General features: G+C 65.2%; 17 protein-coding genes. 8 read left to right on the forward strand and 9 right to left on the reverse strand.

Annotated features, from left to right (window positions below; all coding sequences use genetic code 11):
* Positions 1-135 precede the first annotated feature (135 nt).
* The 8 genes from CDO52_RS21805 to CDO52_RS21830 all read left to right on the forward strand — a co-directional run bounded on the left by CDO52_RS21805 (position 136) and on the right by CDO52_RS21830 (position 7,465).
* Positions 136-357: a hypothetical protein gene (locus CDO52_RS21805; protein WP_017620465.1), complete on the forward strand. Its 222-nt coding sequence runs from the start codon at positions 136-138 to the stop codon at positions 355-357.
* Positions 354-566: a hypothetical protein gene (locus CDO52_RS21810; RefSeq protein ID WP_017620464.1), complete on the forward strand. Its 213-nt coding sequence runs from the start codon at positions 354-356 to the stop codon at positions 564-566. Before CDO52_RS21805 ends, CDO52_RS21810 begins: the two co-directional genes overlap by 4 nt.
* A gap of 379 nt (positions 567-945) precedes the next feature.
* Positions 946-1,275 (forward strand): hypothetical protein, encoded by a 330-nt coding sequence (locus CDO52_RS21815; protein ID WP_017620463.1) that lies wholly within the window; start codon positions 946-948, stop codon positions 1,273-1,275.
* Positions 1,276-1,311: 36 nt separating this feature from the next.
* On the forward strand, positions 1,312-2,976 hold the full coding sequence (locus CDO52_RS21820) for an alpha/beta hydrolase (RefSeq protein WP_083920018.1): 1,665 nt from the start codon (positions 1,312-1,314) through the stop codon (positions 2,974-2,976).
* A gap of 16 nt (positions 2,977-2,992) precedes the next feature.
* Entirely contained in the window at positions 2,993-3,460 is a 468-nt protein-coding gene (locus CDO52_RS27800; protein WP_152471792.1) for a hypothetical protein, read from the forward strand.
* A 177-nt stretch (positions 3,461-3,637) separates the two neighbouring features.
* Entirely contained in the window at positions 3,638-4,561 is a 924-nt protein-coding gene (locus tag CDO52_RS27805; protein ID WP_157745674.1) for a hypothetical protein, read from the forward strand.
* A gap of 614 nt (positions 4,562-5,175) precedes the next feature.
* Positions 5,176-6,711 (forward strand): SDR family NAD(P)-dependent oxidoreductase, encoded by a 1,536-nt coding sequence (locus CDO52_RS21825; protein ID WP_017620461.1) that lies wholly within the window; start codon positions 5,176-5,178, stop codon positions 6,709-6,711.
* Between the two features lie 130 nt (positions 6,712-6,841).
* A complete protein-coding gene (locus CDO52_RS21830; protein ID WP_017620460.1) occupies positions 6,842-7,465 on the forward strand; it encodes a hypothetical protein in 624 nt (207 codons plus the stop codon).
* 8 nt (positions 7,466-7,473) lie between these two features.
* On the opposite strand, the gene CDO52_RS21835 is transcribed toward CDO52_RS21830, so the two are convergent.
* The 9 genes from CDO52_RS21835 to mgrA form a co-directional block, all read right to left on the reverse strand.
* On the reverse strand, positions 7,474-8,529 hold the full coding sequence (locus CDO52_RS21835) for an RDD family protein (protein ID WP_083920017.1): 1,056 nt from the start codon (positions 8,527-8,529) through the stop codon (positions 7,474-7,476).
* A 206-nt stretch (positions 8,530-8,735) separates the two neighbouring features.
* Positions 8,736-10,451, reverse strand: a complete 1,716-nt coding sequence (locus CDO52_RS21840) for an ABC transporter family substrate-binding protein (RefSeq protein WP_017620458.1) — start codon at positions 10,449-10,451, stop codon at positions 8,736-8,738.
* Positions 10,452-10,518: 67 nt separating this feature from the next.
* Positions 10,519-12,657, reverse strand: a complete 2,139-nt coding sequence (locus CDO52_RS21845; RefSeq protein ID WP_017620457.1) for a dipeptide ABC transporter ATP-binding protein — start codon at positions 12,655-12,657, stop codon at positions 10,519-10,521.
* Between the two features lie 36 nt (positions 12,658-12,693).
* Positions 12,694-13,605: an ABC transporter permease gene (locus CDO52_RS21850; protein WP_017620456.1), complete on the reverse strand. Its 912-nt coding sequence runs from the start codon at positions 13,603-13,605 to the stop codon at positions 12,694-12,696.
* 133 nt (positions 13,606-13,738) lie between these two features.
* A complete protein-coding gene (locus CDO52_RS21855) occupies positions 13,739-14,722 on the reverse strand; it encodes an ABC transporter permease (protein WP_026126126.1) in 984 nt (327 codons plus the stop codon).
* Between the two features lie 439 nt (positions 14,723-15,161).
* Positions 15,162-16,280 (reverse strand): NDMA-dependent alcohol dehydrogenase, encoded by a 1,119-nt coding sequence (locus tag CDO52_RS21860; protein WP_094932651.1) that lies wholly within the window; start codon positions 16,278-16,280, stop codon positions 15,162-15,164.
* A 108-nt stretch (positions 16,281-16,388) separates the two neighbouring features.
* On the reverse strand, positions 16,389-17,879 hold the full coding sequence (mftF, locus tag CDO52_RS21865) for a mycofactocin biosynthesis glycosyltransferase MftF (RefSeq protein WP_094932652.1): 1,491 nt from the start codon (positions 17,877-17,879) through the stop codon (positions 16,389-16,391).
* 7 nt (positions 17,880-17,886) lie between these two features.
* Positions 17,887-18,480 (reverse strand): Uma2 family endonuclease, encoded by a 594-nt coding sequence (locus CDO52_RS21870; RefSeq protein WP_017620451.1) that lies wholly within the window; start codon positions 18,478-18,480, stop codon positions 17,887-17,889.
* Between the two features lie 105 nt (positions 18,481-18,585).
* Positions 18,586-19,665, reverse strand: a complete 1,080-nt coding sequence (mgrA, locus tag CDO52_RS21875) for an L-glyceraldehyde 3-phosphate reductase (RefSeq protein ID WP_017620450.1) — start codon at positions 19,663-19,665, stop codon at positions 18,586-18,588.
* Positions 19,666-19,837 lie beyond the last annotated feature (172 nt).

Here is a 19,837-nt window from a genome sequence, read left to right on the forward strand (position 1 = left end):
GTCCATCTTGCCACTGCGACGACGTCAACGCGTCCGCCCCTACTTCAGGGCTCTGGAAGCCCGTCGCGCCATCGAGGAGCGTCACTTCCGGCAGTTCGCCGCACTGACTGCCCTGCGAATCATGGAGGTCACCCGATGACCTCCAACATCGTCCGGGTCGTGTGCGGCGGCTACTCCGTCACCTACGACCCCGGCCTGCCCCCCATGCTCCGCTTCACCGTGCGCGGATGGGGCGGGCGCATCGTTCGCCTGCGCGCCCCCTATGGCGAGGCCCACCGCGCACTCGTCCACGAGTGCGGACTTACGAAAACCGATGCGTCCCGGCTTCTCGACCAGGCGAGCGGAGGCGAGTCGTGACCAACACCAACAACGACCCGCTGCTACGCCTCCTCCGCGAGCACTACGGCCACCGGTGGACCATCCGCCGCACCGAGCACCTGTGGGTCGCCACCGCCAACGACCCCGACGCCGACCACGCTCCCACAGTCATCCAGTGCGACATCAACGAATTCCTTTATGACCTCGACAACCCACCCGGACGAGCGGGCAAGCCCTCCGACTGGTGAGTGAACGCTAACCGGTCCCCGCAGCACCACCTGCTGCGGGGGCCACGGTCCCAATATCAGCTTCGTATACACCCGCCGAGTCACGTCGATGCGACACCAACTGCCAACATCCATCCCCTGGCGTGTGATGACCCCTTCAGCGCTGTCACCGTCAACAGGCCAACCGATAGACCCCTCCATCCACTTCCCCGGGATTCGGCCTCGTGACCACCCCGTCATCATCCTCAATCCGATTCACCGGACTGCCGACCGCCGCTCTTGACCTGGTCTGGCCAACTGGAAGTGAAACCCCTCACGTCACAGCATTCGTTACCACGTTTTCCAACTACAGGCGATAATGTCCCCCATACCCGTAATCCGGCATCAGAACAGGTGAGAAGTGAGCGACGAGGTCGGCGTCAATGTCGTCAAGGGCAAGAGCAAGGGTGAGGCCGCCGAGATGCTGGCCGAGGCCATGGTCGGCCTGACGGATACCTTCGAGGCGATGCTTGAGGACATCCGCAGCCCTGCGGCTGAAGCCCCTGTCCGATCGGGATACGACAAGTTCCGTGAGGATACCTCTGTCTTCCTAGGCGAACTGCAGAACCACGGACTCCAGCTCGCCGACAACATCCAGTCTGGCGCATCTGCTGCAGCGAAGAACGACTACGAGAGCTCCGAGGGTTTCGACGACCCTTGGCCCGGTCTCAGCCGCGACGTCAACGGCTGATCATTCTGCTTAATCCCCCTATATCAAGAGAAGACTGTGGCAAAGTTCGAGTTCAATGAGTCCGGATGCACTTTCATCCCGGACAAGACACGTGCAAAGGAAGGCAAGCTCAGGGAGTTTGCCGAGGACTTCGACAAGTTCATGGGGCGCATCACGGGCCGCTCTGGAGATTTACATGACGATCTCAATAACTCATCCCACGAATTCAATGATCTGATTGCATGGAAGATCACAAACGAGGCTGAATATGATCAGTCCAAGTGGAGGGAAGCCGTCATGGCCATTTCCTTCTTGATAGCAACCACTCGAGAGTGGGCAGATGCAGTCGAAGACTACAAGGATGCACGTGAGACAAATATAGAAAAATGGAAACATTCAGAGAAAGAGCATTTGAAGACCATCGAAAAAGCCCGGGCAAATGATCTCCCCGCAGGGTCCCATCCCGGCCCCTACACAACGAAACTGAATCCATGGGTCCCTGATGTTAATCAGGCGATCAAGGCGATGCGAGACGACTTCAACGACCAAAGGGACGCAGCAAAGAAAGACTGGAGCGACTTCCAGGAGAAGGCCGAAGAGATCTCCGGAAAACTGAAACAAGGCGCAACAGAGGAGAACGTTCGCAAGCTCCAGGAGGCAGGATACCTGACGTGGGCGCCATTCAACATCATGGGGGCGAAGTACGATAAACCTGATTTTCCCACGCTGAAAGGCGGCGTGCCGAAGGAAGGTAGTGACCCCAAGAAAGTCAACGCGTGGTGGGAAGGTCTCACTCCATCAGTGCAAGAAGCACTCAAGGCTGAACAACCTGACAGGCTGCGAATGATGGATGGCATCCCTGCTGCTGTCCGGGACGAGCTCAATCGAGAACACCTGACCAAGGAAATACCGCGAATCAAGCAGGAGCATGGCGAGGACAGCACCGAGTACAAGGAGCTCGACAAGCTTAGAGAGAATTTGAATGACGATGATTCCGACGCTTACCTGTTGGGTTTAGACACCAGCGGTGAAGTCGGGCGCGCAATTGTGTCAGAGGGCAATCCGGACACTGCCGCGAATGTTGCGAATCTGGTACCCGGCACTGATACGGATTGGATGAGTGTCAACGGCCAACACGGGAGAGCCTCGCGATTGAAGCAGGCTGCTGATGTAGCTGCTCGCGATCATGGCGAAACACCAGATAATGCAGTGATCAGCTGGATCGGATATGACGCCCCATCGGCATTGGAAGCTCCCCTTGAGGGGAGGGCGAAGACTGGAGCGGAAGACCTTGTCAGCTTTCAGGAAGGTCTGAAGGCATCTCACGAGGGACGGCCTGCGAATACCACGGTCATCGGGCACAGCTATGGATCAACGGTGGTTGGCCACGCGCTGCAGAAGACAGGCACGAGTATAGGTGACGGCGAGTCAAGCGACGGCGCCAAACTTGATGTCGACAGTGTGATCGCCGTAGGGAGTCCAGGTATGGGCGCCCATCATGTGAGCGACTTGGATATTCCGTCGAGCAACGTGCACGTATCGCAAGGCGCTGACGACTGGATTGCCATGACCCCGGTCGCGGTGCATGGAACGGATCCAAGCTCAGATGACTTCGGAGCCACCGTGTTCGACTCTTCGGATTATGGGCATTCCGACTACTTCAATAAACCTAAAGACAAACCGATGAGCTACATGGGAGGCGTAATTGCTGGTATCAAATGAGTTTCGGCGGAAGCCAATGATGCATTCTCTGCGTTTCTTGGCTTTGGTGATGTGCGTCACCATTGCGACTGCCTGTGATGCCTTCGAGGAAACCACAATCAATGAGGACGAAGCGAGCGAGCAGATAGAGCGATATGTGAACGAGGCAGTTGATGTGCTCCCGGAACAGGCGCGGCTTGAACCGTTGGGGAGCTCCACAAGTGCGCCATGCGATGAAGGCCGCATCGACTGGGTGAACGTTGAGCGGAGCTATTGGGTGGAGGATCTCCCGAAAGAGGATGCTCAGCGAAACATCGAACTTATCTACGATCACTGGGAAGAGAGCGGATACGAATTAGTTTCGGAATCGAAGTCAGATGATGTCACTATTAGCTTTAAGAATCCCGAGGACTCATTCACTATGGATGCCTCGGTAAACGGTGATGGCGCAATCCTGATTAGCGTTATATCCCCATGCATTTGGGCGGAGGGGACCCCTCAATGAGATGGGTTTTTGTGGGCTGTGCGATTGGAGTGGTGCAATGAATACCATCTCTCACTCCTTGCTTTTCTTTGAGTTGAGATGAGGGGAGTTGAGCACGAATGATGCAGCTGGTGTTGGGAGGGCCTGAAGTTGGCTCTTCGAATTAAGACTCGCTTGTCTTCTACTGTTATTGCGGCTATGGCTGGCGCACTGGTGCCGTGTCTCTGGCTGCTGGTGACAAGTGACCTCCTTGGAGGATTCGGGTATCTGATCATCCTCTCGTTCTTCAACCCGAAGTTATGGCTCATTCCGTGCGTCATTCTCGCAGTGGTCTGGACTGTGGCTTGGGTGATCCTACGCGCCGCGAATGTTCCCTCCCCTTCAGCAGTCTCAGGACTTGCGACCGTCGCATTGGCTGTGAACGCATTATTGTCGGTCATTTTTATTGGCATATTTTCGGGAATTTGGATTTGGCCAAGTTTGTCGATGAGCCTGGCTGGCGCGGCGGCATGCGCGTCGAGGTCCTATTCTTATGACAGTAACCGGAAGTGGGGCAGAGCGGGTGTCGTTGTTCTATCTGTGACTGCTGTCCTTATTTTATTTGTCGGAATAGTCGTGGACGTTGCACAGAAGGACATGCAGCACCAGGAGGAGCTTCGACGGAATGCGCAACTAATTCGAGATGAGATATCAGATTACGGCCAGGAGTTCGCGGTGCTTGACGGGGATAACTGGCACCCCACGAAACTCGAAGGCAGCGCATACACGAAAGATATTTCTATTGAATATTCCGACAGCCAGCATGAAAGCGTGGAGATCACCTCGAGTGTCGGTAATGGAAACATTCGCCACGACTGCGACTTATACGATTGCCTGCAAGAGGGTGATCTCCTCATAGTTAGCAGAGATCCCGATCTTGCTTGGAGTAACTCCAGCTCCCTGAAGGAGGCGCGTATCCAACTGGACGGGCAGATTATTGTCAGTGTCAGTGGCATGTCCCTCAACAAGGAAAATGTACGGGAGGTGATGGGGCAAGTGCGTGTGGCAACTGTCGAAGACCGTGAAGGACTCGTCAATTCTCTGGCTGTGTCCTATTCTGAGGATCGGCAAGAGCGGAAGTAACTGTTCACGTGGTGGCTAGGATTCGGGCAATCCCGTCCTCGTGGCCCGGTTCTCGGAAAACTGATGCGAACCGGTGCCCCTGGCGGCATGATCGGTTCCATGGGCTCTACCTCCCACGCGCTGCTGGAACGCGTGCTCGCGTGTGGAGGAACCTGAAGCGCGTCGCCAAGCTGGAGGCCGACACACCTGGTTGCGAGCAGAGGGTGCCCCTGGGGCGGCCCTGTGCCCGACCCAGGACCTGGACGAGGTCGTGAACCACTACTGGCGTCTGCACCGGCTGTGCCCAATTCCTTGCTGCGGCCCGCTACCTGGAATGGAAGTGCGGCGTTGCCCGGTCGTCGACCTGCCCGTGCCAGCCGGGCCACTTGTGGTCAGGCACCGCTATAGCCCCTCTCCGGGAGTCATGGTGACAGGCTTCGCGGCTGCGTTTACGCTGATCGGGCGTGGCTTGCGTTGACCTGCCACACCCCAACACGGATTGCTTTGCTGCCCTTCGGTGCCGGAACATCCAGGCGGCAGGAGCCGACCCTGTGGCCCCTGACCGGGACAAGTACGAATTGCGCATAGAGTTCCTGCGGAGTAGTTGGTGGATGGTCACAGACGCAGGGACGGCGATGGGGCAGGACGGTCAGGCGACTGCAGAGGCACTGCACGGAAGCGAGGCCGCGGGGATCGACCCGGAGCGGTTGGAGATCTGTCTGAGTGTGCTCGCGGAGGCAGAGGAGCTTTCGCCCAACCACGCCGATTCCCTTACGCTCCAGCGGGCGACCGCGAAGCTGTTCAAGGCCGTGAAGGTGCGGCGTCGCCGGGAGCGCCGAGCGGCGGAGCAGGCCGCCGATCGGGCCGTTATCGCCAAGACCGCGACCGGGGCGCCGGACCGGACGGATGATGAGACGCGCGGGATCCCGCTCGCCTCGTCCACGACCGATTGGACGGCGGGCGTTTTCCAGCGGGCGCGCCCCTGCTACATCTGCAAGCAGAAGTACCGCGTCGTCCACGCCCACTACCACCAGCTCTGTCCGACGTGTGCGGAAGAGAACTGGGCGCGCCGCGAGGCGCGTGCGGACCTGACCGGGCGACGGGCGCTGCTCACCGGGGGCCGGGCGAAGATCGGGATGTATATCGCGCTGCGCCTGCTGCGCGACGGCGCGCACACGACCGTCACCACGCGGTTCCCCAAGGACGCCGTCCGCCGGTTCGCCGCCATGCCCGACAGCGGGGACTGGTTGCACCGGCTCCGGGTGGTCGGACTGGACCTGCGCGACCCCGCTCAGGTGATCGCCCTGGCCGACTCGGTCGGCGAGCAGGGGCCGCTGGACATCCTCATCAACAACGCGGCGCAGACTGTGCGCCGCTCCCCCGGTTCCTACGCGCGGCTCATCGAGGCGGAGTCGGCCGAGCTTCCGTCGGGGCCGCTGCCCGAGATGGTCACCTTCGGGTCTGTTGGCGGGCGAGGCGCGGTCGACGCGATCGTGAGTGGCACAGGTGAGCGTGAGTTGGCAGGGGTGTCGTCGGGGGCCCGACAGGCCGCCGATCCTGGGACTTCCGCCCCGCTCACGCCAGAGGCGCTTGCCGAGTTGGCGCTGACCAGCGGCTCGGCGACGCCGGAGCGGATCGCGGCCGGGAACGCGATCGACGCGGGCGGTCTCGTACCGGACCTCGTGGCGGAGAACAGCTGGACCCAGCACGTGCACGAGGTCGACGCGCTGGAGATGCTCGAAGTCCAGCTGTGCAACGTGACCGCGCCGTTCCTGCTGGTGAGCCGCTTGCGTCCGGCGATGGCCGCGTCCGCGGCCCGGCGCACCTATATCGTGAACGTTGCCGCTATGGAGGGCGTGTTCGGCCGGGGGTACAAGGGTGCCGGGCACCCCCACACCAACATGGCCAAGGCCTCGCTCAACATGCTGACCCGCACCAGCGCGCAGGAGATGCTGGAGTCCGACGGCATCCTGATGACGAGCGTGGACACCGGCTGGATCACCGACGAGCGCCCGCACCCGGACAAGGTACGGCTTGCCGAGGCCGGGTTCCACGCGCCGCTCGACCTCGTGGACGGGGCCGCTCGGGTGTATGACCCCATCGTCCGGGGCGAGCGGGGCGAGGACCTGTACGGCTGTTTCCTGAAGGACTACAAGCCCGCCGCCTGGTGAGTCCCGCTTCCCCTTTCGGACCGCGCCGATGGTGGACTGCCCGACGCCCCGACGGGATGCGCGCGCGGGGACTCGAACAGAAGGACAATGGGCGCATGCCCAGAATGCGTACCGCGGGAGGACGACCCTGATGAGAACCGTTCCGCGCCGCGTGTGCCCAGCGGGTGGGGCCATCGTGGCGGGTGTGCTGCTGGCCCAGTTGGGAACGGGGTGCGGCATCGGCCAGCAGACGCGGGGCGACGACGATGTCCCGCCTCCGCCGGTCCCCGACGGATTCGTCGGGCACACCAAGGACGGCATCGGCTACGCGCTTCCCGAGGGCTTCGACGATCGGCCGGCCGAGGTCGACGTCATCGTGGCCGAGGACCCCATGGACAGTGTCCGCGACGTCGCGCGTGACGCGATCACCGGCTTCCAGCGGTCCACGCGACTCACCTACACCGACCGGGAGTACGAGTACGCGGTCCCCGGCGCGGAGAACGCGCAGCGCTCTGACTATGAGTTCTCCGCCGAATATGCCCCGGAGTCGCTTCGGCGGCCGGACCGTTCCGGCGCGAGCGCGACACCCTCAAGGGCCAACGAAACCGACGACACCAAGAACACCGACGGAGCTGTCGAGACGATCCGTGGCGTTGACGTCGCGATGCTGCTGGACGACGGTACCGGAATCACCTTCCGGCTCATCGCGTCCAGCGACTACCTCAACGACAACCTGGCCGACCGCGTCCTCGGCACTCTGTACGTGATCGCCTGACTGTCTACTTAGGAGTGGTCGAGGACGACCACGGTCTTGGCGACCTTGTCGTTCAGCGACTGCCGGTTCGGCCGGTCCCACAGCGGCCACAGGCCGTTGACGATGGGGAACAGGTTGGCGAGCACACCGAGAACGGGGATCCAGCCCAGGATGGTGCTGGGTCCGTACCAGACCAGGCTGCGGATCAGCGAGGTGCTCGACGGTAGTCCGCCGCTCTGCTGCACCGGGTTGTCCAACGAGATCACCCGCAGTGAGAACGCCATCTTGCCCAGGGTGCGGCCGTAGCGCGTCAGCATGAATGTCTCGTAGGCGAGCCCGATGGCGAGCAGGACCAGCGAGAGGACGAGAATGAGGGCGAGGTCGGCGCCGGTCCCGACCTCCACCTCCGTGTCTCCCGCCTCGACCACGGCGAGGGCGTAGAAGATTCCGATGACGAAGGCGACAATGAAGAACGGCACCACGACGACGATGGTGTCGATGATGCGCGCCACCAGCCGCTGCCACCACTCGGCCAGGGGGCGGCCGTGTACGGACGGCGCTTCCGTGGGCTGACCGTAGGGCTGCTGCGGTGCCCCGTACGGCTGCGGAGACGGTGGCGGCGGCCCGTACCCGCCGGGGGCGGCGTAGGGATCCTGTGGAGCGCCGCCGTAGGGCTGCTGACCGTAGGGGTATTGGCCCGGCTGCTGTGGACCTGGCGGTTGTTGGCCGGGCTGTTCATGGCCGGGAGGCGGCTGCCCGTAGGACGGCTGCTGCCCCGGGTAGCCCTGCCCGCCACCGGGCGGCTGGCCGTAGGGCTGCTGCGACCCGCCGTAGGGCGGCTGAGGCGGTGGTTGTTGGGGCTGCTGGGGGTGTGGCGGTGGCCCCTGCGGTGGTTGGTCGTACGGCTGTTGGGCACCGCTGTAGGGATCGCGGGATTCGCCGCCCTGCTGTTCGCCTCCGTCCGGCTGTTGAGGCGTTCCGTACGACTCCCCGCCATGCGATGGCTGGCCGGAGGGCTGCTGTGGCTCCTGATCGGGCGGGGTGTCCCCGTCGTCGTTCGGCTGGTCAGGCGGCGGGTAGTTCATCGGAAGTCGCACCTCGTGGGTCTGGTTCGCACCGGAAGGCGTCCACGTCCCATTCCATCACCGCGGATCTCACTTCAGCTCTCGGGCGCGCCGGTACGCACAGGATACGTCGCCGAGAGTGATGGAACTGTGGGTGCCGGACACGCGCAGTGCCCCCACCGGGGACCCGGTGGGGGCACTCGTCGCTGGTGACGGCGGCCGCGTGACTACTTCACGAAGCCCATGTCCTCGTAGTGGATGCTGCCGAGGCCGTTGGCGCCCCAGTTGGCCACCTTCTCGTTGACCGCGTAGGTGCCGGGCCGCTGGAAGAGCGGTACCGCCATGCTCTGCTCCCACAGCATGCGGTCGATCTCGTTGGTGAGCTCGGTGTACTTCTCCGGGTCGGTCTCCTGGGTCAGCTTGTCGAAGGAGTCCCGGATCTCGTCGGTGGTGAAGAAGTGGAGGTTGTTACCCCAGTTCACCTTGCCCTTGTCGTCCTTCCCGACCGGTCCGGCGAAGTTCTCCTGGGAGTAGCCGGCGTACGGGTTGGTGCTGGAGTAGACGAAGGTCGTGGCGTCGTAGTTGCCGGGGACGATGTACTCCTCGAAGTACGCCGTGTTCGGGACGGTCTCGACGTTGACCTTGACGCCGATCTCCTTGAGCTGAGCTTTCGCGATCTCGGCCTCGTCCGCAGAGTTCTTGATGTCCGACGGGACCACCCAGTGGAGTTCCAGCTTCTCGCCGTCCTTGGTGCGAGTCTCGCCCTCGGCCTCCTGCGTCCACCCGGCCTCGTCGAGCAACTTGGCGGCCTTCTCCGGGTCGTACTCGCCGTAGCCCTCGCTGTTGTCCTGGAAGCCGGTCTGCGTGGACTTGATCAGGCGGTTCGCCGTCGGGTCGGTGGTCCACTCGACCCCGTCCAGGGTCGCCTTGGCCATCTGGGCGCGGTCGATGCCGTGCACGATGGCGTTGCGGACCTTGGTGTCCTCCAGGATCCGGCCCTTGCCGCCGTTCATGGTGAGGTGGCGGTAGGCGTTGTCGATCGCGTGGGTGATCCGGATGCCGTTCTTGTCCTTCAGCTGGTCGTAGGCGGCGGCGTCGTAGCCCAGGTAGAAGCCGTCGATCTCACCGTTGTTCATCACACCCGCGAGGGCGTCGTTGCCGTAGTGGTGGAAGACGATCGAGTCCAGCATCGCCGGCTCGCCCCACCACTTGTCGTCCTTGTTGACGGTCACGGTCTCCTTGGTCTTGTCGAACTCGACATCGCCGAAGGGGCCGGCCGTGACCGGGAAGTCGTGCTCGTATCCCTCGTTGAACTTCTTCGGGTCCTCCATGTACTCCTTGGGGTAAAGGGCCTCGAAGAGCCGTGGCCACTCACCGAAGGGCGTGCTGAAGGTGAAGACAACCTCGAATTTGTCCTTGCCCTTCTCCGTTTTCTCGATGCGTTCGTAGCCGGTCGGGTCACCGATCTTGAACTCGTCGGCGTTCTTGCGGTGCCCCCCGATCGTCTCGGCCTGGGCCGCGTAGTCCTCCCAGGTGATCGGCTCGCCGTTGGACCACTTGGCGTCGGGGTTGAGCTCGAAGGTCAGCGTCTTGCCGTCCTCGCTGATCTCGCTCTTCTTGACGTAGTTCTCGTCGGGGTGCGGGTCGCCGGCGTCGTCGTAGTAGTGCGCACGGGGCAGGACAGCCGACGAGATCCGCTCGACGTTACCCAGGTTGCCCTGGGTGTGGAAGCGCTGGTACTGGGTGGGGAACTCGTTGATCCCCCAGTGGAACGTGCCGCCCTCTTTCATGTCGGCGCGGTCCGTCGCGTTGATGTCAGCCGCAGGGATGTCGGCGAGCGTCTCCTCGTTTCCACCGCCGTCGCCACCGCCGCTGCACGCCGCGGCCGCGAGCGCCAGGGCGAGGACGGGCGCGGCCAGCTTCGCCGCTCGTCTCACTGTCATGGGAAAACTCCCTACTGATTCTCTGTGGGGGCATCGGGGCGGGCGCGAAGCGCCCACCCGTAGGTGGTCACAGCAGCTCGCGTTCCTCCGCGTAGTGGCAGGCCGACAGCCGTACGGCGGAGCCACCGGTGGGAGACGTGAGCGCTGGTTCCTGTGACACGCAGAGTTCGCGCTCGCTCTCGCCGAGGACGGCGAACTTCTGGCAGCGAGTGCGGAACCTGCATCCCGACGGCGGGGCGGCGGGGTTGGGCAGATCTCCCTGGAGCACGATGTGCGTTCGTGCCCGTTCCTTCTCCGGGTTCGGCACCGGGATCGCCGACAGCAGTGCCTGGGTGTAGGGGTGCGTGGGCGAACGGTAGATGGAGTCGACATCGCCGATCTCGACGATCTTGCCGAGATACATGACCGCCACCCGGTCTGCGATGTGGCGGACCACCGAGAGGTCGTGCGCGACGAAGAGGTAGGCCAGGCCAAGGCGGGCCTTGAGCTCGTCGAGCAGGTTGATGACACCGGCCTGGATGGAGACGTCCAGCGCGGACACCGGCTCGTCCAGCACCAGCAGCCGCGGTTCCAGCGCCAGGGCGCGGGCGATGCCGATGCGCTGACGCTGCCCGCCGGAGAACTCCTGCGGATAGCGGGAGGCGTGCGCGGCGTCCAGACCGACCAGGTCGAGCAGCTCGTGCACCCGGCCCCGGAGCCGGTCCTTGGGGTAGCCGTGGGTGCGCAGCGGCTCGGCGATGATCTCGAAGACGTGCATGCGCGGGTCCAGCGAGCTCATCGGGTCCTGGAAGACCACCTGCACGTCGCGGCGGATGGCGAACCGCTCCTTGGCGCTGGCGCGCCCGGACTCCTTGCCCAGCACGACGACCTTGCCGCGCTGCGGCTTGTCCAGGCTGAGGATCTCCATCAGCGTGCTCGACTTGCCGCATCCGGACTCCCCGACCAGGCCCAGCGTCTCGCCCTCGCGGATGTCGAAGTCGAGCCCGTCGACGGCGTAGACGGTGCCGACGCGCCGCTTGAACACCGCGCCCTTCATCAGGGGGTGGTGCTTGATCAGGTCGTCGACCTCCAGCACGACCTCGCGGTCCTCGCGGCGGACGGAGGCCTGCGGGCTCGGCGGAATCTCAGGCACGGGGTAGACGTCGCGCGCCTCCCACCCGTTGGCCTCGATCTCCTCGGCGCGGATGCAGGCCGCGGCGTGCCGCTCGGCGCCGATGGTGGCCAGGGGAGGCTCGGCCTCGGTGCACGCGTCGAGAGCGATGGGGCAGCGCGGCGCGAAGGGGCAGCCCGGGGGCATGTCGGAGAGCGACGGCGGGTTGCCCTTGATGGGGATCAGCGGGGTCTTCTCCTCCTCGTCGAGCCGCGGCACCGATCCGAGCAGGCCCATGGTGTAGGGCATCCGGGTGCGGTAGTAGACGTCGTCCACGTCGCCGGTCTCCACCAGTCGCCCGGCGTACATGACCTGCACGCGGTCGACGAACCCCGCGACGACGCCGAGGTCGTGGGTGATCATCACGATGGCCGCGCCGGTCTCGCGCTGGGCGGTCTTGAGCACCTCCAGGATCTGCGCCTGGATGGTGACGTCGAGCGCGGTGGTGGGCTCGTCGCAGATGATGAGGTCAGGGTCGTTGGCGATGGCGATGGCGATCATCACGCGCTGGCGCATGCCGCCGGAGAACTCGTGCGGGAACGCCCGGTAGCGCTGGTCGGCGTTGGGGATGCCGACGAGCGTGAGCAGGTCGACGGCGCGGGCGGCGGCCTCAGCCTTGGACAGGCTGGGGTTGTGCACGCGCACCGCCTCGGCCACCTGGTCGCCGACGGTGTAGACGGGGGTCAGGCCGGACAGCGGGTCCTGGAAGACCATGGAGATGCTCTTGCCGCGCTTGGCCGACATGGCGCGGTCGTCCAGGCCGAGCAGTTCCTCGCCGTGCAGCCGGATCGATCCGTGCACCTCGGCGTAGTCGGGCAGCAGCCCCATGGCCGCCATGGAGGACACCGACTTGCCGGAGCCGGACTCGCCGACGATGCCCAGGATCTCGCCCCGGTGCACCCGATAGCTCACCCCGCGCACCGCTGTGACGTCGGGGTTCTTGCCGCTGCCGGGGAAGGTCACCCTGAGGTCCTCGATTTCGAGGACGGGGGTGGTGTCGTCGCGCCGCTCGTTCACGCTGCTGTCCGTCTCGGTCTCGAACGTGGTACCGGTCATCTGGAGTTGACTCCCGCTATAGCTCGGTGGTGCCGCTCACGACCTGCGCTTGGTCTGTGGGTCGAGTGCGTCGCGGAGGCCGTCGCCGATGAGGTTGACCGCCAGCACGAGGAGGACCAGCAGACCGGTGCAGAACCAGAACGTCCAGGGGAAGGCGAGTGCCTCCTTGGACCCGTCGGCGATCAGGGAGCCCAGGGAGACGTCGGGCGGCTGGACACCGAATCCGAAGTAGGAGAGCGCGGTCTCCAGGATGATCGCCGAGCTGACGTTGATGGTGGCGTCGACGATCAGCAGCGAGGACATGTTCGGGAGGATGTGCCGGAAGATGATCTTGTAGTGGGGCACGCCCATGTAGCGCGCGGCCAGCACGTACTCGCGTTCCTTCAGCGAGATCGTCATGCCGCGCACCATCTTGGCGGTGACCATCCACATGAGCCCGGCCAGCAGGATCACGAACACCAGCCAGCCGCTGCCGCGCAGCGCCGGGTAGAGGATCGCCAGGATCAGGAAGCTGGGCAGCACCAGGAACAGGTCGGTGATCCACATCAGGACCTTGTCGGTGACGCCGAGGAAGTACCCGGCGAACGCGCCGACGACGGCCGCCAGAGCGGTCGTGATGACCGCCGCGAGCATGCCGATGATGATGGACTTCTGCAGCCCCACCATGGTGAGGGTGAAGATGTCACGCCCCGTGCTGCCGGTGCCGAACCAGTGGTCGAGGGAGGGCGGGCTACGGAAGGCGCTGAAGTCGCGCTCGGCGAACTCCCACGGGCTGATCAGAGGGCCCACCCAGGCCAGGAGCACCAGGCCGACGATGATGGCGATGCCGACCAGGACGCGGCGGGCCCGCAGCGCCTCGTTCAGCACGGCCGACCAGCGGCCGGAGACCCGTGTGCGCGTGTCCTCGCCTCCGACGGGGTCTTCGACGCGCTCGGCGGACATGCTCATGAGGTCTTCTCCAACGCTTTCCGGTGGGGTCGGGAACGAGGATGGGTGCGATGTGCGCGCGGGCTCGGGGGCGGCGGAGCACCGAGGCGGGTGAACATGCCGTGCGGGGCGAGATCAGTGGCGAGGTCCATGCTCAGCTCACCCGGACCCGCGGGTCCAGCCACGCGTAGAGGATGTCGGAGAGGAAGGAGGCCGCCATGACGCACAGGGCCATGAAGCAGGTGACCGCGGCGACCGAGTGCACGTCATTGGTGGCGATGGAGTCCACCACCCAGGCCCCCATTCCGTGCCAGCCGTAAATCTTCTCGGTGAATGTCGCACCCGCGAGGAGAATGCCGAACGTGAAGGTGAAATACGTGATCGTCGGAATCATCGCGGTGCGGAGCGCGTGCTTGAGCAGCGCGGCCCTGCGGGTGAGCCCCTTGGCCATCGCGGTGCGCACGAAGTCGGCGCTGAGTACGTCGAGCATCATATTGCGCTGGTAGCGGCTGAACGCGGCGAACAGGGTGAGCGCCAGGGTGAGGGTGGGAAGAACGGCGTGCTGGACGCGGTCGCCGAACGTGGTCCAGAATCCCCCCTCCAGACCAGAGGTGTATTCGCCTCCGTACTGGAACAGCGTGAATCCCAGTGCCTCGTTGATATGGACGGCGAGTACCTGCAGCGTAACCGCGATGACGACGGTGGGAATCGCCAGTACGAAGAAGGCGAGAACGGTGGCGGCCTTGTCGAATCCCCGGTACTGCCGGACCGCCGCGTAGGCACCCATCCCGACGCCGACCGTGCAGCCGATGACGGTGCCGGCCACGATCAGCCGGAGCGTGACCCCGGCCTTGCGGGAGACGGCCTCGTTGACGCTGTCGCCCTTGATGGTCCTGCCGAAGTCGCCATGGGCAAGACCGCCGACCCAGGTGGCGTAGCGCTGCGCGAGGGGGGTTTTGTCGTTCAGGTTCAGGTCGCTGAGCTCGCGTTCGATGGCCTGCTGGCTGGGCTTGGGCTGCAGCTGCTCGAAGTTGCTCCGGGGGTCGAGCGTGGTGGCCGCGAGGAGGTAGGCGAAGGAGGACGCGAGAAAGATCAACACCACATAGTTGACCAATCGCCTGACCAGGAACATCCCCAATTGGGGCCTCCCCCACTAATCGCCCTGCGCGGTTCGCCTACCGAACGCTTTCGGTGTCCGTCCGGCGAACCTCGGCGACTAGGGGCACGAGAGCCCCATGCGCACACGAGGCCTGCGTCCCGCGCCACCGGCAAGGATCAACTCCCGACGGCAACCGAAACGTACACAAATCGGACTCACGGTCAGTGATCCGAATTCCCCCGAGTTTGGGACACTTCTAGACACCGGACGGTCACCGACACATCAAGAAAGCGCAACGAGGACAGAGTTCCACCACTTCAAACGCGCCCCACAAGGGCCATTAACAACCGGTAGATGGGTCATTGCCGAGAGTTTACCGTCCTGGTCGCAACCGCACAGGCGACCATGATTTCCATTGTGGAGCGGCACCCGACCTGCCGCTTTCCGACAAACGCGCAACACACGGAAAAGATCGCATTTATTCGTCGTGCACGATGACTCCGCGGATGTTCCTGCCGTCGTACATGTCCTGATATCCCGTGTTGATCTCGCTCAGGGTGTAACGGCGCGTGATCAGTTCATCGAGCCTGAGCCGCCCCGACTTGTACATCTCCAGCAGGCGCGGCACCTCGGCCCCGGGGTTGCCCATGCCGAACAGAACGCCCTGGATCCGCTTCTCCATCATCGACAGCTCCCAGAGGTTCACCGGAAGCCCGACCGCGCTGGCGTCACCGATGCCAGTGACCACGACCGTGGACCGCTTGGCGATCGCAGAGAAGGCCTGCGCCACGTGGTCGCCCGTGGTGACACCCACGCAGACGATCGCGGAGTCGGCACCCTGGCCGTTGGTGACCAGCCGCGCGAAGTCGGCCGCCTCGTCGATATCGGCGAACGCGTCCGTTGCGCCGAAGAGCAGCGCCTGCTCCCGCTTGAACTCCACCGGATCGACCGCGATCACGTGCGCCGCACCGCGCGCGGCCGCGCCCTGCACCGCGTTGATTCCGACACCGCCGACCCCCATCACGATGACGGTGTCGCCATGGCTGACCCGGGCGCCGTTCTCCGCCGACCCCCAGCCGGTGGCCACCCCGCAGCTCACCAGGGCGGCGACCTCGTAGGAGACATCGTCGGGGATCTTGACCAGGGAGTACTCGGAGGCGACGGCGCGCTGGGCGAACGTGCCGACCATGGTCATCTGGGCGACGTCCTCGCCCTTGTAGGAGGCGCGGTAGGTGCCGTTGGGCATGCACCCGGCCAGTGCGTACATGCCCAGGTCACACAGGTTCATATTGCCCGCGTAGCAGGCGGCGCAGAACCCGCAGCTCGGCACGAACTTCGTGGCCACCCTGTCGCCCACCGCGAACCGGGTGACCCCCGGGCCGACCTCCTCGATGACCCCGGCACCCTCGTGCCCGCCGATGAAGGGGGTCCGGCCGATCGGCATGTCGCCGGTGGCGGTGTGTTCGTCGGAATGGCACAGCCCGGCGGCCTTGAACCGGACCAGGACCTCCCCCACCTGGGGAGGCGCGAGATCGACCTCGATGACCTGCCAGCGTCCCGGCTGCTCGGTCAACGCGGCGGCGTGAGTCTTCATCATCGTGGGGGGCCTTTCCATCCGGAAGGAAGGACGAGATGAGCAGCGTCGCGCCAGGCAGGTACCGGTTCAGCAGGCCGGATTTCAGTGCACCACCGGGGTTCGGGGGTGTCAACAGCCCTTTGTCGCGGGTGTGGACCGTTGTGTTGTGGCTGCCGCGTCCAGCCGTAGGTGGGAACGCGCCGTACTCAGGCGCGGGAGGAGCGGAACGACGGTGCGCTCACGGATGGCGCCGCGCCACACTCCGGCGCCATAGGCGGCGTCGGCGGCGACGCACAGCGCCGTCCAGCGTGCGGGGTCCAGGCGAGGGCGGCTCCGTCGCCATTCCAGGAGATGGGGAAGGGCCAGCGCACCGCCGGCCAGCGCGGCCACACGCGGCGAACGGACGGCGACCAGCGCACCCGCCGCCAGAACCGCTGGTGTCCAGACGCGCCCCATCGCGGTAAGCACTCCCCGCGCCGATCCGAGCGTGCCGAGGCCGACCATCCGCGCCGCTTCCGGCACGGGAGACCGGATTCCGGACATCCTGCGGGCCAGCAGGCCGATCGCCGCGACCGTCAGGGCGGCCGCCTCCGTGGGCTTGCCGAACAGCGCCAGGCCGAGAATGGTGGCGCTCCACGGGGAGAGAACGGCGGGCGCCACCCGCTCGCCGTGCCGAACGGCCAGCGGACCGGCCGAGGTGCCGTAGTCGAAGCGGCGGGCGAGCAGTGCCCCGAGTCGCAGCCGGTGGTCGTGCCGGACGGTCGCGGTGGGCTCGTAGCGCACCGCCCATCCCGCGTCGGTGAGCCGCCAGATCAGGTCGACGTCCTCCCCCACCGGCATGTCGGCGTCGAACCCACCGGGGCAGGCCTCTCGGCGGACGACGAGCGCGGCAGAGGGGACATAGGCGACCGGGCCACCGGGGACGACACCGGCCGGGTCCGCCCCCATGTCCAGGGGCGAACGGACCGCCTCGAAGTGGGCGAGCGCCCCGTCATCACCGCTGTCCAGCGCGAGAATCCTGGGGGCGGCCGCCGCGACCACCGGGTCGGTGAGGTGCGCGAGCGTCCGATCCAGCCAGCCCGGCTCGGGCACGCAGTCGGAATCGAGGAAGGCGACGAACTCCGTGTCGCAGCGCTCCAGCCCGGTGTTGCGTGCCGCCGCGGCACCTCCCCGCTCGGTCCGGTAGACGATCTCGGCGCCGAAACGTTGGCTGATGTTCCCGGTCACCTCAGGCGCGGCCGAGGCGTCGTCCACCACGAGCACCGGCGTACTGGGGGCCGTCTCCCGCAGCCTGGCCAGCAACCGCGCCAGCTGCCGCGCTCGGTCGCGGACTGGGATGACCACGGTGACACGGCCCGGCGGCCGCGTCAGGGCATCGACGCAGGGGTGGGCCACTCCCGTAGCCACCAGCCGCCGTGCGAGAGCCCGCTCGCCCTTCCCACGCGGCGATTGGCCACCCCGCCACCTCCAGACCGCCCGCGCCCCAGTGGCCGACAGCCGCATCACCCGCGTAGGCGAACCACCGATCACCACCCGCCCCGAATCGATGACCCGCACCCGCCGGTCGAGGCGCACCCCGAACCCTTCGGGCAGAGGCACAGACGTGGGCGAAGGCGACACTCGGCCCTCAGCTCTTCCTGTATCGGGGGAAGTCTGCGGTGCTCAGCCGAATCGAGTCCAGCGACGTCGGCAGGCTTACCTCCTCGCCGAACCGGAAGCACTCCCGGTGGATGTACGCACCGTTCTTGGGCTCGGTGAAGAGCGTAATCTCGCCGGTCCGGGGATCGACCAGGAGGTAGACGGGGATTTCCCAATCCGCGTAGATATCGGGAAGCACCAGGGTGTCCCTCCGTGCGTTCTCCCTGGAGACGATCTCCCCCACGAGATCGATGTCGGACGCGGGAACCAGTGCCGCGTCCTCATAGAACCGCGCGGTGGGCGCCACGGTCAGGTCGGGGACCGCGTAGTCGCCCCGGTCGATGTCGGGCGCGATCCCGGGTCCGTTCATGGTGGGCATGCGTTGACCACTCAGTTGCCAATGCAGCTGGGTGTGGATTCGGTTCCCGATCACGTAGTGCTTGGGCACCGGCAGCGGCGACACCATGACGGCTCCTCCGAGGACCTCCACTCGGAGACCCTCGGGGACGTTGAGCCGCCACGCCAGCCGGCGTATGTCGTCCTTCTCGCCAAGCGTCGGCAACTCTCGCGCTTCCACAGGCATGGCCTTCCCTTCCTAACGGAAGATCACGCTAGGGCAGAAAGGCGGCTCGCCGACGGGGTTTCGAATGTTTCGGTCGTCATCCCTGGACAACGTCCGCGCAACCGTTCAGCTGTCGCTCGACCGCTGCCAGATGTTGACGCCGAGGTCGACCGCGTACTTGTCGATCTCGGCCAGCTCGTCCTCCGTGAGGCGCGGGCCGCGGACCGCTGCGACGTTGGCTTCCAGTTGTTCGACGCTGCTGGCGCCGATGAGGGCCGAGGTCACCCGGTTGTCGCGCAGGGCCCAGGTGATGGCGAGTTGGGCCAGGGACTGGCCGCGGCGCTGGGCGATGTCGTTGAGGGCACGGATCCGGTTCAGGGTCTCCTCGTTGAGCCAGTCCGGTTTGAAGGCCTTGCCGGTGCGCAGACGGGAGTCCTCGGGGATGCCGTGCAGGTAGCGGTCGGTCAGCAGGCCCTGGGCCAGTGGGGAGAAGACGATGCAGCCGACACCCTCGCTTTCCAGGACGTCGAGGAGGTTCTGGTCGTCGATCCACCGGTTGACCATCGAGTAGGACGGCTGGTGGATCAGCAGCGGGGTGCCCATGTCGCGCAGGATCGCGGCGGCCTCGGCAGTCCGCTCGGCGGAGTAGGAGGAGATGCCCGCGTACAGCGCCTTGCCCGACTTCACGGCGGTGTCCAGGGCCGACATCGTCTCTTCGAGCGGGGTCGTGGCATCCGCGCAGTGGCTGTAGAAGATGTCGACGTGGTCGAGGCCCATCCGCCCCAGGGACTGGTCCAGGCTGGCGAGCAGGTACTTGCGAGAGCCTCCGCCGCTGCCGTAGGGGCCGGGCCACATCTGGTACCCGGCCTTGGTGGAGATGACCAGCTCGTCGCGGTAGGCGCGGAAGTCCTCGCGGAGGATCCGGCCGAAGTTGAGCTCGGCCGAGCCAGGCGGCGGGCCGTAGTTGTTGGCCAGGTCGAAGTGGGTGACCCCGAGGTCGAACGCACGGCGCAGCACCGCCCGCTGCGTGGCCAGCGGCTTGTTGTCGCCGAAGTTCTGCCACAGGCCCAGGGAGATCTCGGGCAGGTCGAGACCGCTGCGTCCGCTGCGGCGGTAGGGCATCCGGCCGTCGTAGCGATCGGCTTCCGCTTGGTAGACGCCAGCGCTCGGAACGTCGATTCGGGGAACGTCTGCTTCTCGCACCATGGGCCCCATCTTCCCACCAGGCCTCCTGCGCCTGTACAGCGCACCCACCCCCTCATCCCCCGTTGATCTCGGAGATATTGGGGCAAAAATCGGCGCTGAGACCCCACTATCTCCGAGATCAACGAAAAGGGGCGGGGCGCCCCAGCGCCCCGCCCCGATGCCGACCGGCTCG

The sequence above is a fragment of the Nocardiopsis gilva YIM 90087 genome, assembly GCF_002263495.1.
Lineage (GTDB): Bacteria > Actinomycetota > Actinomycetes > Streptosporangiales > Streptosporangiaceae > Nocardiopsis_C > Nocardiopsis_C gilva.